The sequence below is a fragment of the Priestia sp. D3YE.R1 genome, from assembly GCF_049199565.1.
GTDB classification, from domain to species: Bacteria; Bacillota; Bacilli; order Bacillales; family Bacillaceae_H; genus Priestia; species Priestia aryabhattai.
Genome location: NZ_JBLTHW010000001.1, coordinates 490,414 through 505,053 on the forward strand (window position 1 = coordinate 490,414; position 14,640 = coordinate 505,053).

Here is a 14,640-nt window from a genome sequence, read left to right on the forward strand (position 1 = left end):
ATTCTTTTTTCTTATTAATAATAACTTTATTTTGACACCCTCGACACATCTGATATAATGGATTAGTGAATGGCGAGGGAGGGAATAATTATGGAAAGTCGAATTGAGCGAATTAAGCAGCAGTTGCACTCAGCTAGCTATAAATTGACACCTCAACGTGAGGCGACTGTAAGAGTACTTCTTGAACATGAAGAGGATCATTTAAGTGCCGAAGATGTATATCTCCTCGTCAAGGAAAAGTCTCCGGAAATTGGATTGGCAACTGTTTATCGTACGTTAGAATTGTTAACTGAACTTAAAATTGTTGATAAAATAAACTTTGGCGATGGCGTTTCTCGCTACGATTTAAGACAAGAAGGAGCCGCACACTTTCATCATCACCTTGTGTGTATGGAATGTGGATCTGTGGACGAAATTCAAGAAGATTTGCTTGAAGACGTTGAAGAAATTGTGGAAAAGCAATGGAATTTTAAAATTAAAGATCACCGCTTGACGTTTCATGGCATTTGCCATCGCTGTCAGGATAAAGAAGACAAGCAGTAAAAGCCTTTTCCCTAATGGAGAAGGTTTTTTGTTGTACATAAATAGAAAAAATAACGAGGTTACAAGCTACATGGTTTTATAGAAAGGAAGGAAATGACCAGGAGAGAACTCAGCGTATAAAGGCAAGAAACATGTATAAAACCTGTCCCAGTTGGCATATCTTCTAATAGAATCAAAAATTGGAGGAATTGTTTCATGAAATCATGGGCTGAAATGGTATATAATACATGTAAAGTATTTATCTTATTTACCGGGTTTACTCTTTTGTTTTATTTTGGAATGATATGGGTATCTCAAGAGTATCAAAATTATAAACGTTATGATGAGCCGTCGGGTTCAGCGGTTAAAGTCATGCAAGCAAGTGTGAACAAAGATCAGACGTGGCTGGAGCGTTTATTTATGTTTTATCAAAACGGGGAGTAGAGGCTATTGAATGATCAAATTCAAGATTTTATTCATTATTTAGTAGTAGAGCGGGGACTGGCGAAAAATACGATTGATTCGTATGAACGAGATTTAAAAAAGTATGCTCAATATTTAGAGCATGTAGAGCAGCTGAAATCATTTAATGAAGTAACAAGACTCCACATCGTTAATTTTCTGAAATATTTAAGTGATCAGCAAAAGTCATCTAAAACGATTGCGAGACATGTGGCTTCAACTAGATCTTTTCATCAATTTTTACTAAGAGAAAAAGCAGCGGATACAGATCCATCCGTTCATATTGATACTCCGCAGCTTGAGCGCAAGCTGCCAAAAGTGCTAAATGCAGAGGAAGTAGAGGCGCTGTTAAATGTGTTTGATACTTCGACACCTTTTGGCATACGAGACAAAGCGATGCTTGAGTTGCTTTATGCTACTGGAATTCGCGTGTCTGAACTCGTTAACTTAAATATTGATGATGCACATTTGACGATGGGATTTATTCGCTGTATCGGAAAAGGGAATAAAGAAAGAATTGTCCCCATCGGAAGGTTGGCAACGGAGGCGATTGAAGAGTACTTACAGCATGGCCGGAGTATTTTAACAAAGCAAAAGGAACAGGACAAAGCACTCTTTGTTAATCATCACGGAAGGCGTTTAACAAGGCAGGGATTTTGGAAAATATTAAAAAAGTTAGCTTCTGAAGCAAAAATTGAAAAAGAATTAACTCCACATACTTTACGGCATTCGTTTGCTACTCATTTGTTAGAGAACGGCGCGGACTTGAGAGCCGTTCAAGAAATGCTTGGGCATGCGGATATTTCGACCACTCAAATTTATACACATGTTACAAAAGCACGTTTAAAAGATGTATACAATCAGTTTCATCCGCGAGCGTAGGAAGATTCCAATGTCCAGTGAGTTTATAGACATTGGTTTTTTGTTTGAGAACACTTTCATTCATGTGTACAAAAAAATAAAAAGCGTCTATACTAATAGAGAGGTCAGACTTCTGACCAATAAGAGAAGATGGTTAAATTATTTCCAAACGGGAATTTTATAGAGAATAAATAAATTGATATTTGGAGGGAATAAAATGGCGCATACATATAAACGCGTATTTTTAATTGTCATGGATTCAGTAGGTATCGGTGAATCACCGGATGCTGAAAAATACAATGATAAAGGTGCCGATACGTTTGGTCATATTGCAGAGCACTGCAACGGTCTTCATATGCCTAATATGGCTAAGCTTGGTCTAAGCAATATCCGTGAAATTAAAGGAATTGATAAAGCTGAAAAACCGCTCGCTTACTATACAAAAATGCAGGAAGCTTCTGCAGGAAAAGATACAATGACAGGTCATTGGGAAATTATGGGCCTTCATATTGATACGCCTTTTAATGTGTTTCCGGACGGATTTCCAGAAGAGCTGATTTCACAACTAGAAGAAAAAACAGGTCGAAAAATTATTGGGAACAAACCAGCATCTGGTACAGAAATTTTAGATGAGCTAGGAAAACAACATATGGAAACAGGTGACTTAATCGTCTATACATCAGCGGATTCTGTTTTACAAATTGCTGCTCATGAAGAAATTGTTCCAATTGATGAATTGTACAAAATTTGTGAGATTGCTCGTGAATTAACGCTAGATGATCCATATATGATTGGACGTGTTATCGCTCGCCCGTTTTTAGGTGAACCAGGTAACTTCACACGTACATCCAATCGTCATGACTATGCATTAAAGCCTTTTGGACGTACAGTAATGAATGAATTAAAAGACAATGACATCGATGTTATTGCTATCGGTAAAATTTCTGATATTTACGACGGAGAAGGAGTCACAAAATCTCTTCGTACCAAATCGAATATGGACGGCATGGATAAGCTAGTTGATACATTAAACATGGACTTCACAGGCTTAAGCTTCTTAAATTTAGTTGATTTTGATGCTCTCTATGGCCATCGCCGCGATCCACAAGGATATGGGCAAGCGCTTGAAGAATATGATGTACGCTTGGAAGAAGTATTTGATTTATTAAAAGAAGATGATTTATTGATTATTACAGCGGATCATGGAAATGACCCTGTTCATCATGGGACAGACCATACGCGTGAATACGTGCCGCTTCTTGTGTACAATAAAGGCATGCAAGAAGGAAAAGAACTTTCTATTCGTCAAACGTTTGCGGATATTGGCGCAACAGTAGCAGAAAATTTTGGCGTAACAATGCCTAAGCATGGAAAAAGTTTTTTAAAAGAGCTGGATTAAGCAGGGGGAATGGAGTATGAAAAAAGAATATATTGAAAAAGCAGCAGAATATATTAAAAATCAATCAGCTGTTACACCAACAATTGGCCTTATTTTGGGTTCTGGACTAGGGGTATTAGCTGACGAAATTGAAGGCGCGGTAAAAATTCCGTATAACGAAATTCCTGAGTTCCCGGTTTCAACAGTTGAAGGTCACGCTGGTCAATTAGTAATTGGTACCATTCATGACGTACCGGTTGTAGCTATGCAAGGACGTTTTCACTTTTATGAAGGGTACGCCCTTGATAAAGTAACATTTCCAGTGCGTGTAATGAAAGAAATTGGTGTAGAAACGTTGGTTGTAACGAATGCAGCAGGCGGAGTGAACGAATCCTTTAATCCAGGAGATTTAATGATTATTTCTGATCATATTAATAACTTTGGAACGAACCCTTTGATTGGACCTAATGACTCTGATTTTGGAGTAAGGTTCCCGGATATGTCAACTGCTTACTGCAAGGACCTTCGTCAATTAGCGAAGAAAGTAGGAGCTGATTTAAATATCGCCTTACAAGAAGGTGTATATGTAGGAAACACAGGTCCAACATATGAAACGCCTGCTGAAGTACGCATGCTTCGCATTATCGGGGGAGACGCGGTCGGTATGTCTACAGTACCAGAAGTTATTGTGGCACGCCATGCGGGTATGAAAGTGCTGGGTATTTCTTGTATTTCTAATATGGCAGCTGGTATTTTAGATCAGCCGTTAAATCATGAAGAAGTGATTGAAACGACTGAAAAAGTAAAACAGCAGTTTTTATCGCTTGTAAAAGAAGTAGTAAAGCAGCTTCCAGCTTATCAAAAATAAGAAGAAAATATGACTTCAAGCATCGAGAATTTCTCGATGCTTTTTTTATTTCGTTTAGTATAAATCGATTATACCTTGGAAAAAATAGGTTGTATAAAGAATGGAGGTTTGTGGAGATGAAGCGAACTATTGTAAAGTTACTCGTTGTCATATTTTTATTTCCACTTATGACGCAACCTGTTTTAGCCGCAGAAAAAAAGAGTTCTGAGCTTGCTGACAGTGCTAGGTCAGCTATTTTAATTGAACGGGATACAGGAAAAATTCTATACGAAAAAAATAGTAATCAAGAACTTCCCCCTGCTAGTATGACTAAAATTATGACAATGATTTTAATTATGGAGGCTTTGGATAAAGGGAAAATTACCTTAAAAGATAAAGTGCGAGCAAGTGAATATGCCGCTTCAATGGGAGGGTCACAAATCTTTTTAGAGCCCGGAGAAGAAATGACGGTAAATGATTTGCTAAAAGGGATTGCGATAGGTTCTGGTAACGATGCTTCTATGGCAATGGCTGAATATTTAGCTGGATCAGAAGAAAAATTTGTAGCAAAGATGAACCAAAAAGCGAAAGAGCTTGGTTTGACTCACACAAAATTTCAAAATCCGACAGGCCTGCCCGTAGAAAATCACTATAGTACAGCTCATGATATGGCCATGATGGGCAGAGAGCTGCTAAAGTATGAAAAAATTATTAACTATACGAGTAAATACGAAGCTTATTTACGCACGGATACAGATAAGAAGTTTTGGTTAGTAAATACAAATCGCTTAGTGAAGTTTTATCCCGGCGTTGATGGACTCAAAACGGGATTTACCGGTCAAGCCAAGTATTGCCTGACAGCTACCGCTAAGAAAGGAAATATGCGTGTGTTAGCGGTTGTATTCGGTGCAAGCACGCCAAAAGACCGCAATAATCAAGTAACCAAAATGTTAGACTACGCATTCAGTCAATATACAACGAAGCCTTTATACAAAAAAGGAGACGTTATTGCCAAGATAGATGTAAATAAGGGTAGCGAAGATCAGGTAACAGCCGTTACGTCCGAGCCTATTTCTGTTTTATTGAAAAAAGGAAATGCAGCCAAAGACGTTAAAACAGAAGTGAAAATGAACGAGAAGCTAAATGCGCCTATTCAAAAAGGCGACAAAATTGGAACGTTGACCATTAAGAAGGATAACAAAGTAGTTAGTTCTTCACCGCTTCTTGCAAAAGAAGATATCGATGCTGCTTCTTGGTGGAAGATATTCAAACGTACATTCTCTATTTTCTCTCAAACATCGTAAACAGCTAAATGTGACGAAATAGAACTAGTTTTGTCGGTGAGAAGGATTCTATTCTGTCGGCAGCGAAAGACTGACTATAAGATTTCCGAGGAGGTTTGTATAGTGAGTCTTTCGATTGAATTGGAATTCAAACAAGATGTCTTGTTGGTTCGATTAACAGGAGAATTAGATCATCATACGGCAGAAGAGCTAAGAAGCAAAATCACTGAAGCGATAGAGAAGGAATCTATCAGCCATTTGATTTTAAATTTACAGCATTTAACCTTTATGGACAGCTCTGGCTTAGGGGTTATTTTAGGGAGATACAAACAGGTTCATAATAATGGCGGGGAAATGGTTGTATGCGCTATTTCTCCTGCCGTAGAACGTCTGTTTAATATGTCAGGCTTATTTAAAATTATTCGTTTTGAACCTAATGAAGAAAACGCGCTTCAAAAATTGGGGGTGGCATAATGAAAAATCAAATGAACCTCCAATTTTCCGCGCTTAGTCAAAATGAATCGTTTGCCCGCGTCACGGTAGCATCATTTATTACGCAGTTAGATCCAACAATGGATGAGTTAACAGAAATTAAAACAGTCGTATCTGAAGCAGTAACAAATGCTATTATTCACGGCTACGAAAGCAATCCGGATGGTGTGGTATATATTTCTGTGACGCTTCATGAAGACGGTGTAGTCGAGCTGATGATTCGTGATGAAGGAATTGGTATCGATAACGTGGATGAAGCCAAGCAGCCTTTATACACAACGAAGCCAGATCTAGAGCGTTCTGGAATGGGTTTCACCATAATGGAAAACTTTATGGACGAAATTCGAGTGGAGTCTACTGTATTAGAAGGTACGACCTTATATTTAAAAAAGCACTTAACAAATAGTAAAGCGCTATGTAATTAAGGAGACTTGCCAATGGATGTGGAGGTCAAAAAAAATAAAAACGAACCGTATTTAAAGGATCATGAAGTTAAAGACCTCATCAAGCGCAGTCAGCAAGGTGATCAAATTGCACGAGATACAATCGTCCAAAAAAATATGCGGCTCGTTTGGTCGGTTGTTCAACGTTTTATTAACCGTGGTTATGAGCCCGATGATTTATTTCAAATTGGATGTATAGGGCTATTAAAGTCCGTTGATAAATTTGATCTATCGTATGATGTTAAATTTTCAACATATGCTGTTCCAATGATTATTGGTGAAATTCAGCGATTTATTCGTGATGATGGTACGGTAAAGGTTAGCCGTTCTCTCAAAGAAATGAGCAATAAAATACGTAAAGCAAAAGACGAGCTTTCCAAATTACTTGGACGCGTCCCTACAGTCGCTGAGGTTGCAGAACATTTGGATCTCACTCCTGAAGAAGTAGTACTAGCTCAAGAAGCTAATCGTGCTCCTTCGTCTATTCACGAGACCGTCTATGAAAATGACGGAGATCCAATTACCCTTCTTGACCAAATTGCTGATCATACGGAAGCGAAGTGGTTTGATAAAATTGCCTTAAAAGAAGCAATTGAAGAACTTGATGAGCGTGAAAAGCTCATTGTCTATTTGAGGTATTACAAAGACCAAACTCAGTCCGAAGTGGCCGCAAGGCTGGGAATTTCTCAGGTTCAGGTATCGAGGCTTGAGAAGAAAATTTTAAAACAAATGAAGCTGCATATGAATGACACATAATGCTTAAGAAGCAATCCGTTTTGCTATTCAAAGAAGAATAGTGAAACGGATTGCTTTTTTCATTTGGTAATTAATGGTCTGTTCAGAAACGTGAATTAGAAAATTTAAGAAAATCCATACTACACGTACAGGGAGATAATGAATCGTAAGGTGTGATATGAATGGAAAACGTTCTTTATCTTAAAATGAGGCATCGTATTCAAGTAAAACCTGATGAGGCTGTAAATATTGGACAATTAGCAATGGTTATAGCAGGAGATTCTGTTCAAAAGCAAATTGAAAAGCTAATTGTATATCAAGTAAGTATGAGCGATCGAAATATTATCATTGTTGATTTAATGAAGGTAATTGAAAAAGTTGCCTCTCAGTATCCGCACTTAGACATTCAGACGATTGGACCCGCTCAAACAATTGTAGAGGTCGTGTATAAAAAGAAACAATATTCCTTTTTGTTTTTTCTAGCTGTTTGGTTTCTTCTCTTCATCGGAGCTGCTTTAGCAATTATGAACTTTCACGAAGATGTGAGTATGAGACAAGTACATCAAAAATTGTTCTATATGCTGACCGGTCTGAGAGATAAGCAGCCTTTGCTGATTCAAGTGCCTTACTCTATCGGTTTGGGGCTGGGAATGATTCTGTTTTTTAACCACGTCTTTAGAAAACGAATTAATGAAGAGCCTAGTCCTCTCGAAGTCGAAATGTTTAATTACCAGCAAGACTTAGATCAATACGTCATTATGCACGAGAATAAAGAAAGTATGAAAAAAATTGATGATCATTAACATTGTGATGACCATTGTAATTGGACTTGCGGGAGGACTGGCTGCAGGTGCTGGGTTTGTAGCATTTTTAACGGTGCTGGGCATTATTCCGCGTTTGATGCAGCTGACCAAAACCATGAAATACATTCAAGCATATGAGTGGGGAGTTGTAGGTGGTGCTGTTACAGGCGGTTGGTGCAGTCTTCATCAATATACGTGGCAATTTCCTGCGGTATTTATTATGATCATAGGTCTAACGAGCGGTATTTTTATTGGGATGCTGGCAGCAGCGTTAACAGAAGTGCTTAATGTATTGCCGACGTTAACGAAACGGATAGGAATGGAAGGCAAGCTTATTTTATTGTTAATGGCCATTGTACTAGGCAAAGTATGCGGATCATTATTTCATTGGATTTATTTTGTTAATCAATAAGAAAAGGATGTATGTAAAGTGGCAAATAATCAAAAATTAAAAGATAACTATCAAGAAAGCATTAAACCATTTCAGCCTAAACCTTCATATGTGGCAAATTGCCTAAAAGCCTTTTTGGTAGGGGGAATCATTTGTACATTAGGACAGGCAATTCAAAATTTCTATATTGCATTTTTTGACTTTAATGAAAAAAATGCAGGTAATCCTACCGTTGCAACCCTTATTTTAATATCTGCGCTCTTAACCGGGTTTGGGATATACGATCGTATTGGTCAATTCGCAGGTGCAGGTTCAGCCGTTCCTGTTACGGGTTTTGCCAATTCCATGACGAGTGCAGCGCTTGAACATCGAAGTGAAGGAATTGTTCTCGGAGTTGCGACGAACATGTTTAAACTGGCCGGAAACGTCATTGTATTTGGAACGGTTTCCGCTTACGTTGTAGGAATCATTCGCTACCTTTTTAAAACTTATTTGCTATGAAAAGAGGGGGATTATGAGAAAAACTGGAAAGCAAACGTGGGTTTATGAAAATCCTATTTATATTAATGCTACAGGAACAGCAGTAGGTCCAAAAGAAGCAGATGGACCGTTGGGAGAAACATTTGATATTACACATAAAGATTTGCACTGTGAAGAAGACAACTGGGAGTTAGCTGAAAGAAGACTGATGACGGAATCCATTGATTCCTGCTTGCAAAAAATAAATTTATCCTATGAAGACGTTGATTTGTTTTTGGCTGGAGATTTATTAAATCAAAACGTAACGGCTAATTTTGTAGCTCGGCATAATCAAATTCCTTTTCTATGCATGTTTGGGGCTTGCTCCACATCAATGGAAACGCTGGCAACAGGAGCAGCTCTTGTGGATGCGGGATTTGCTAATCGTGTTATTGCATCAGCGAGCAGTCATAACGCAACGGCTGAGCGCCAATTTCGAAATCCTACCGAGTACGGAGGACAAAAACCAGATACGGCAACGGCAACCATTACGGGAGCAGGGGCAGCGCTGGTCTCGAAAGAAAAAGGTATTGTGCGTCTGACGTCTGCAACGATTGGTCGGGTAATGGATTATGGGATTAAAAATGCAAACGATATGGGTTCTGCTATGGCACCAGCTGCTGCAGATACCATTCAAAGACATTTGGAAGACTTAAACATCGCTCCAAGCGAGTATGATCTTATTTTAACAGGAGATTTATCTGGTGTAGGCAGTCCAATCTTAAAACAGCTGCTCAAGGACGAAGGCTACGATATATCAACCAATCATAATGATTGCGGATTAATGGTATATCGCCCCGACCAAAATGTATTTGCAGGAGGAAGCGGCTGCGGCTGCTCGGCTATTGTCACATATGGGCATATTTTAAATGAATTAAAATCAGGAAACTTAAAGAAAGTGTTTATGGTGGCAACAGGAGCTCTTTTAAGTCCAACGATGATTCAGCAAAAAGAGTCAATTCCAACAATTGCTCATGGCGTCGTCTTAGAACATATTGGGGAGGGGGGATGATCAATGGAGTATGTAATAGCTTTTGCTGTAGGAGGAATCATTTGCGTTATTGGGCAGCTGCTGCTTGATCTTGCTAAGCTTACTCCAGCGCATGTTATGAGTTCGTTTGTAGTTGCAGGAGCGATTTTAGATGGATTTGGTCTTTATGATAAGTTAATTGAATTTGCTGGCGCCGGAGCGACGGTTCCAATTACAAGCTTTGGTCATTCTTTGTTGCACGGAGCGATGAAGCAAGCGGATGACCACGGATTTATTGGGATTGGGATTGGGATTTTTGAACTTACTTCGGCTGGAATTTCAGCAGCTATTTTATTTGCTTTTATTATTGCGTTAATCTTTAAACCGAAAGGATAAAAGATTATGAAAAAAAGAAGGGTCATTATTGTAACCGATGGGGATGAATATGCGCGCAAAGCCATTGAGCATGTAGCCCAATCGGTTGGTGGCAGATGCATTTCGAGGTCATATGGAAACCCTACTACGTTAACAGGTAGTCAAACAGTAGATTTAATTCTTCAAGCACCATATGACCCCGTCTTTGTGATGTTTGACGATAGCGGTTTCTTAGAGGAAGGACCTGGGGAAATTGCTTTGCTCCATGTAGCAAAGCATCCTCAAGTAGAAGTTCTTGGAGTGATTGCTGTTGCATCACGTACTCATCAAAGCGAATGGACAAGAGTGGATGTGACCATTGATCGTTTTGGGGAAATATCGCATTACGGCGTGGATAAAAGCGGAATTCAAGAGTTAGAAGTCGGACGAATTAATGGAGATACAGTTTACTGCTTGGATCAGCTCGATATTCCCTTAGTTGTAGGAATAGGGGATATCGGCAAAATGGCTAGGATGGATGATGTTAAACTGGGATGTCCTATTACAGAAAAAGCAGCAAGACTTATTTTAGAAAGGAGCGGTTCGTTTGGATAAGCTAGCAGAGCAGAAAACAGCTATTTTTTCGAAAGTACAAAAAAACGATCAGTGGTTCAAAGAAAACGCTAGTATGAACACAAGTTTTGATGTGGGCGTGCGTAAACTACTTATTTTGGATCGAGAAGTTCACGTTTACTATGTAACAGGACTGTGCGATAGTTCATTTATTATTGAAATTACCAAAGTCCTCGTTCAAATTAATGATAATGAAGTTGAACGGGCAAAGCTAAAGGATATTGTTGAAAACCGTCTTATTCATCAGCAAGTCAAGCCTTTAAAGACGCTGGATGATGGAATGGTGTCGGTTTTATCAGGACTGCTATTCGTTTTAATTGACGGTGAAGAAGTTGGCTTTGAAGTCGATGTGCGTACATATCCTGGCAGATCCCCTGAAGAAGCGGATACAGAGAAAGTGATTCGCGGAGCAAGAGATGGGTACACTGAAAACATCATTATCAATACAGCGTTAACAAGAAGACGAATTCGTGACGGAAGATTTCGTTTTGAAATTATGAAGGTAGGCGAACGATCAAAACTGGACGTAGCGATTGGGTACATAAATGGCGTAGCTGATCCAGGGCTGGTCAAACTGATAAAAGATGAACTAGAAGCAATTGATATAGATGGTTTACCGATGGCTGACAAATCAATTGAAGAGTTTTTAGTCAAACAAGGAATTAATCCTTTTCCAATGGTACGCTATACCGAACGTCCGGACACAGCAGCAGCTCATGTACTAGAAGGGCATGTGATCATTATTACCGATACGTCTCCAAGCGTTATTATTACGCCAACTACGCTGTTTCATCACGTGCAGCATGCAGAAGAATACAGGCAGGCTCCTTCTGTCGGTACGTTTATCCGCTGGATACGGTTTTTAGGAATTCTTGCTTCTCTTTTCTTATTGCCGCTATGGCTGTTATTTGTACTTGAGCCAGACTTGCTGCCGTCAAAATTGCAGTTTATTGGACCAAACGAAGCAACAAATATTCCAACTGTTGTTCAAATTTTCCTAGCTGATTTTGGGATTGAATTTCTGAGGATGGCGGCCATTCATACGCCGACGCCGCTCGCCACGGCGATGGGCTTGATTGCCGCTGCGCTTATTGGGCAAATTGCTATTGATGTAGGTCTCTTTGTTCCGGAGGTTATTTTGTATGTGGCTATTGCAGCAATTGGTTCATTCGCAACGCCAAGCTATGAGTTAGCAGTAGCAAATAAAATGCTGCGATTATTTTTGTTAATTTTTGTGGCGGCCTTTCATACTCCAGGGTTTCTTATTGCAACAACGTGTATCATTCTCTATATGGCGCGATTAAAATCGTTGAATACGCCCTATTTGTGGCCGTTTCTTCCATTCAATCCGCAGGCTTTATGGCAGATTCTCATTCGTACACCGGTTCCTGGAGCAAATCCGCGTCCTAGTATTGTACATCCGCAGGACAAAGACCGCCAGCCTGCAAAACCTTAAACAAAATATGTGGTTGAAACCTGTATGAAGATGTGATAGATTTGTTTTAAATATGGAAAATAATAAATATTTAGACAGTTAGCAGCGAATTGCCGTTAACTGTCTTTTTTACACTATACACAGGAACGGGGTCTAAACATGTTTTTACACGGAACAAGTCGCATAAATAAACAGAGTCATCTTGAAATTGGTGGAGTTGATACAGTTGAATTAGCATCAAATTTTGGGACACCTCTTTACGTATATGACGTAGCTTTAATTCGGCAGCGTGCTAGAGGATTTAAAGAAACCTTTGAAAAGCATGGGGTAAAGGCACAGGTTGCTTATGCAAGCAAAGCGTTTTCGACAATTGCTATGGTCCAAGTCGTTCACGAAGAAGGTCTTTCGTTAGACGTTGTGTCCGGAGGGGAATTGTATACGGCTTTAGCAGCTGACTTTCCGAAAGAACGGATTCATTTTCATGGAAACAATAAAAGCCGAGCAGAACTGGAAATGGCCGTCAAAGAAGATGTAGGATGCATTGTAGTTGATAATTTTTATGAAATTGCATTGCTTCAGGAAATAACGGAACAGTATCAAAAAAAGATGCCTGTTCTTCTCAGATTAACACCTGGAATTGAAGCTCATACGCATGATTATATCTTGACAGGGCAGGAAGACTCGAAGTTTGGGTTTGACCTTCAAAACGGTCAGGCAGACGAAGCGGTTCGTCTCGTGCAGAAAAGCAAAGGGCTAGAACTTTTAGGTATTCACTGTCATATAGGATCGCAAATTTTTGAAACAACCGGATTTATTATGGCCACTCAAAAGCTTTTTGCAAAAATGAAAGAGTGGAAACAACGTATAGAATTTGTTCCGCAAGTATTAAATTTAGGCGGGGGCTTTGGCATTCGTTATACGGAAGAAGATCAGCCTATTCCTGTTTCGCAGTATGTGGAAGTTATTATAGAAGAGGTCAAAAAGCAGTCCAAACAGTTAGAGGTAGAAATTCCTGAAATTTGGATTGAACCCGGCCGCTCTCTTGTAGGAGATGCTGGAACGACCCTGTATTCAATCGGTTCTCGTAAACATGTACCTAATGTACGTGAATATGTAGCGATTGATGGAGGAATGAACGACAATATCCGTCCGGCGCTGTATCAAGCGAAATATGAAGCAGTCATTGCCAATCGAATGAATGATGAGAGTGATGAGCTCGTATCCATCGCAGGTAAGTGCTGCGAATCGGGGGATATGCTAATGTGGGATGTACATCTTCCAAAAGCAAACCCAGATGATTTATTAGCGATGTTTTGTACAGGCGCATACGGTTATTCCATGGCAAGTCACTATAACCGTTTGCCAAAGCCAGCTGTCGTGTTCGTAGAAGACGGAGAAGCACAGCTAGTCGTAAAACGCGAAACATATGAAGACATTGTAAAAAATGACGTGAAATACAAAGTGACAGTAAAAAAGTAACGAGTGATTAACGTAAAAAAGAGCCTCTTGTTCAAGAGGCTCTTTTTTTATGAGAATAACGATTTAATAGCATTAATAATATCAACAAAGAATTGCTTTAGTTTATCAAGAAATGATTGGCCTTCTTCTGACTGAAGAAATGTTGTTACTTTTTCCTTTGTCGCAGAAAGCTGGTCTTTTACTTGATTCCAATCGATATTCATATCTTTTAAACGATTGAAAAAGTCAACAAGTGTATTAAGCTCTGAATCCGTTAATTTAATACCTAAATCATCAGCCACTCGTTGAATTAACGTGCGTAAATCGTCCTTTGTTTGAGGATTTTCTTTGGCAATTTCTTCTTTGATTGTTGCCATAAACTGCGCTGCTTTTTCTTTACCGATTTTTTCACCAAGCTCAGATGTCTGGACCATCTCTTCATTGGCTGCTTTTTTTACTTCTTCTGGGATTTTTTGATCTGTTTGAACTTCATATGCTTTCATAATACCTGTTAAAGCAGCTGTACCAGATACTTCAAATGGAGCGGTAATCTGGATTTTTGCATCTTTAACGCCGGCGGTCATCAAAGCATTAATATACATGTCGTCTGTAATACCATTAATATTTTGAGTTGATACGCTTAAACCAGAATCTTTTGAACCAAGGGTAATACTAGAAGATGAAATAGCACGAGAACCAATAGTAGCTTTTGGAATAAAGTCACCTAAATATTCATGCTCTTCTTGGTTTGTCACGGTTACTGTTTGAGCATTGCTTGGTGCATCAAGGTCATTTAATACCTGTTGTTTCTGAGAGCTGGTTAAGTCCTGACCTAATGTAATAATCACATCGCCAGGAGCAGCATCTGCAAAACTTTTTAAGGGTGCGGTTAGGAATAGAAGAAGACCTAATGTCACCATCATTGCTTTTATCGTTAATTTCAAACCTTTTTCCTCCTTTAATCCCATACTTGCCCTATTATAATACGGGCAGGTCTGAAGTAACAGAGTCAATTCATCATTTTCCCATAAATCAGTCTAGAGGCGTAGATTTC

The 14,640-nt window shown here is 39.2% G+C and carries 18 protein-coding genes; 17 read left to right on the forward strand and 1 reads right to left on the reverse strand.

Translation table 11 applies throughout. From position 1 onward, the window contains the following. The first annotated feature begins 90 nt into the window (after nt 1-90). The 17 genes from ACOZIR_RS02545 to lysA all read left to right on the forward strand — a co-directional run bounded on the left by ACOZIR_RS02545 (nt 91) and on the right by lysA (nt 13,607). A complete protein-coding gene (locus ACOZIR_RS02545; RefSeq protein ID WP_013059082.1) occupies nt 91-543 on the forward strand; it encodes a Fur family transcriptional regulator in 453 nt (150 codons plus the stop codon). 195 nt (nt 544-738) lie between these two features. Continuing rightward, the gene (locus ACOZIR_RS02550) at nt 739-966 is read left to right on the forward strand and encodes a YqzK family protein (protein WP_013059081.1); all 228 of its coding nucleotides are present in this window, start codon (nt 739-741) and stop codon (nt 964-966) included. 6 nt (nt 967-972) lie between these two features. Next, nucleotides 973-1,866, forward strand: coding sequence for a site-specific tyrosine recombinase XerD (gene xerD / locus ACOZIR_RS02555; protein WP_028411550.1), 894 nt, complete (start codon nt 973-975; stop codon nt 1,864-1,866). A 196-nt stretch (nt 1,867-2,062) separates the two neighbouring features. Further along, nucleotides 2,063-3,244: a phosphopentomutase gene (gene deoB, locus ACOZIR_RS02560; RefSeq protein WP_045292958.1), complete on the forward strand. Its 1,182-nt coding sequence runs from the start codon at nt 2,063-2,065 to the stop codon at nt 3,242-3,244. Between the two features lie 16 nt (nt 3,245-3,260). Further along, nucleotides 3,261-4,091 (forward strand): purine-nucleoside phosphorylase, encoded by an 831-nt coding sequence (locus ACOZIR_RS02565; protein ID WP_045292956.1) that lies wholly within the window; start codon nt 3,261-3,263, stop codon nt 4,089-4,091. Between the two features lie 116 nt (nt 4,092-4,207). Next, a complete protein-coding gene (locus ACOZIR_RS02570) occupies nt 4,208-5,374 on the forward strand; it encodes a D-alanyl-D-alanine carboxypeptidase family protein (protein ID WP_045292954.1) in 1,167 nt (388 codons plus the stop codon). Nucleotides 5,375-5,476: 102 nt separating this feature from the next. After that, entirely contained in the window at nt 5,477-5,827 is a 351-nt protein-coding gene (gene spoIIAA / locus ACOZIR_RS02575) for an anti-sigma F factor antagonist (protein ID WP_013084936.1), read from the forward strand. Next, entirely contained in the window at nt 5,827-6,270 is a 444-nt protein-coding gene (spoIIAB, locus tag ACOZIR_RS02580) for an anti-sigma F factor (protein WP_013084935.1), read from the forward strand. Before spoIIAA ends, spoIIAB begins: the two co-directional genes overlap by 1 nt. A 12-nt stretch (nt 6,271-6,282) precedes the next feature. Continuing rightward, entirely contained in the window at nt 6,283-7,044 is a 762-nt protein-coding gene (gene sigF / locus ACOZIR_RS02585; RefSeq protein ID WP_013059074.1) for an RNA polymerase sporulation sigma factor SigF, read from the forward strand. A 161-nt stretch (nt 7,045-7,205) separates the two neighbouring features. Then, nucleotides 7,206-7,826, forward strand: a complete 621-nt coding sequence (locus tag ACOZIR_RS02590; RefSeq protein WP_045292952.1) for a stage V sporulation protein AA — start codon at nt 7,206-7,208, stop codon at nt 7,824-7,826. After that, entirely contained in the window at nt 7,816-8,238 is a 423-nt protein-coding gene (locus tag ACOZIR_RS02595) for a stage V sporulation protein AB (protein ID WP_028410704.1), read from the forward strand. Before ACOZIR_RS02590 ends, ACOZIR_RS02595 begins: the two co-directional genes overlap by 11 nt. A gap of 18 nt (nt 8,239-8,256) precedes the next feature. Continuing rightward, nucleotides 8,257-8,718, forward strand: a complete 462-nt coding sequence (gene spoVAC, locus ACOZIR_RS02600; RefSeq protein ID WP_028411545.1) for a stage V sporulation protein AC — start codon at nt 8,257-8,259, stop codon at nt 8,716-8,718. A 13-nt stretch (nt 8,719-8,731) separates the two neighbouring features. Beyond that, the gene (gene spoVAD / locus ACOZIR_RS02605) at nt 8,732-9,748 is read left to right on the forward strand and encodes a stage V sporulation protein AD (protein WP_043976324.1); all 1,017 of its coding nucleotides are present in this window, start codon (nt 8,732-8,734) and stop codon (nt 9,746-9,748) included. Nucleotides 9,749-9,751: 3 nt separating this feature from the next. Then, on the forward strand, nt 9,752-10,102 hold the full coding sequence (gene spoVAE / locus ACOZIR_RS02610; protein ID WP_013059069.1) for a stage V sporulation protein AE: 351 nt from the start codon (nt 9,752-9,754) through the stop codon (nt 10,100-10,102). Between the two features lie 6 nt (nt 10,103-10,108). Further along, nucleotides 10,109-10,675: a stage V sporulation protein AE gene (locus ACOZIR_RS02615; protein ID WP_045292949.1), complete on the forward strand. Its 567-nt coding sequence runs from the start codon at nt 10,109-10,111 to the stop codon at nt 10,673-10,675. Next, nucleotides 10,668-12,149: a spore germination protein gene (locus ACOZIR_RS02620; protein WP_045292948.1), complete on the forward strand. Its 1,482-nt coding sequence runs from the start codon at nt 10,668-10,670 to the stop codon at nt 12,147-12,149. Before ACOZIR_RS02615 ends, ACOZIR_RS02620 begins: the two co-directional genes overlap by 8 nt. A 138-nt stretch (nt 12,150-12,287) precedes the next feature. Next, nucleotides 12,288-13,607, forward strand: a complete 1,320-nt coding sequence (lysA, locus tag ACOZIR_RS02625) for a diaminopimelate decarboxylase (protein WP_045292947.1) — start codon at nt 12,288-12,290, stop codon at nt 13,605-13,607. A gap of 47 nt (nt 13,608-13,654) precedes the next feature. Here the strand turns inward: lysA and ACOZIR_RS02630 are convergent, their stop codons facing one another. Continuing rightward, a complete protein-coding gene (locus ACOZIR_RS02630; RefSeq protein WP_013059065.1) occupies nt 13,655-14,530 on the reverse strand; it encodes a DUF1002 domain-containing protein in 876 nt (291 codons plus the stop codon). Nucleotides 14,531-14,640 lie beyond the last annotated feature (110 nt).

Excerpts from the sequence above, each read along its gene's own strand:
- ACOZIR_RS02545 (WP_013059082.1), top strand. The coding sequence starts at position 91 with ATGGAAAGTCGAATTGAGCGAATTAAGCAGCAGTTGCACTCAGCTAGC.
- ACOZIR_RS02550 (WP_013059081.1), top strand. The coding sequence starts at position 739 with ATGAAATCATGGGCTGAAATGGTATATAATACATGTAAAGTATTTATC.
- deoB (WP_045292958.1), top strand. The coding sequence starts at position 2,063 with ATGGCGCATACATATAAACGCGTATTTTTAATTGTCATGGATTCAGTA.
- ACOZIR_RS02565 (WP_045292956.1), top strand. The coding sequence starts at position 3,261 with ATGAAAAAAGAATATATTGAAAAAGCAGCAGAATATATTAAAAATCAA.
- ACOZIR_RS02570 (WP_045292954.1), top strand. The coding sequence starts at position 4,208 with ATGAAGCGAACTATTGTAAAGTTACTCGTTGTCATATTTTTATTTCCA.
- spoIIAB (WP_013084935.1), top strand. The coding sequence starts at position 5,827 with ATGAAAAATCAAATGAACCTCCAATTTTCCGCGCTTAGTCAAAATGAA.
- sigF (WP_013059074.1), top strand. The coding sequence starts at position 6,283 with ATGGATGTGGAGGTCAAAAAAAATAAAAACGAACCGTATTTAAAGGAT.
- ACOZIR_RS02590 (WP_045292952.1), top strand. The coding sequence starts at position 7,206 with ATGGAAAACGTTCTTTATCTTAAAATGAGGCATCGTATTCAAGTAAAA.
- ACOZIR_RS02595 (WP_028410704.1), top strand. The coding sequence starts at position 7,816 with ATGATCATTAACATTGTGATGACCATTGTAATTGGACTTGCGGGAGGA.
- spoVAD (WP_043976324.1), top strand. The coding sequence starts at position 8,732 with ATGAGAAAAACTGGAAAGCAAACGTGGGTTTATGAAAATCCTATTTAT.
- spoVAE (WP_013059069.1), top strand. The coding sequence starts at position 9,752 with ATGGAGTATGTAATAGCTTTTGCTGTAGGAGGAATCATTTGCGTTATT.
- ACOZIR_RS02615 (WP_045292949.1), top strand. The coding sequence starts at position 10,109 with ATGAAAAAAAGAAGGGTCATTATTGTAACCGATGGGGATGAATATGCG.
- lysA (WP_045292947.1), top strand. The coding sequence starts at position 12,288 with ATGTTTTTACACGGAACAAGTCGCATAAATAAACAGAGTCATCTTGAA.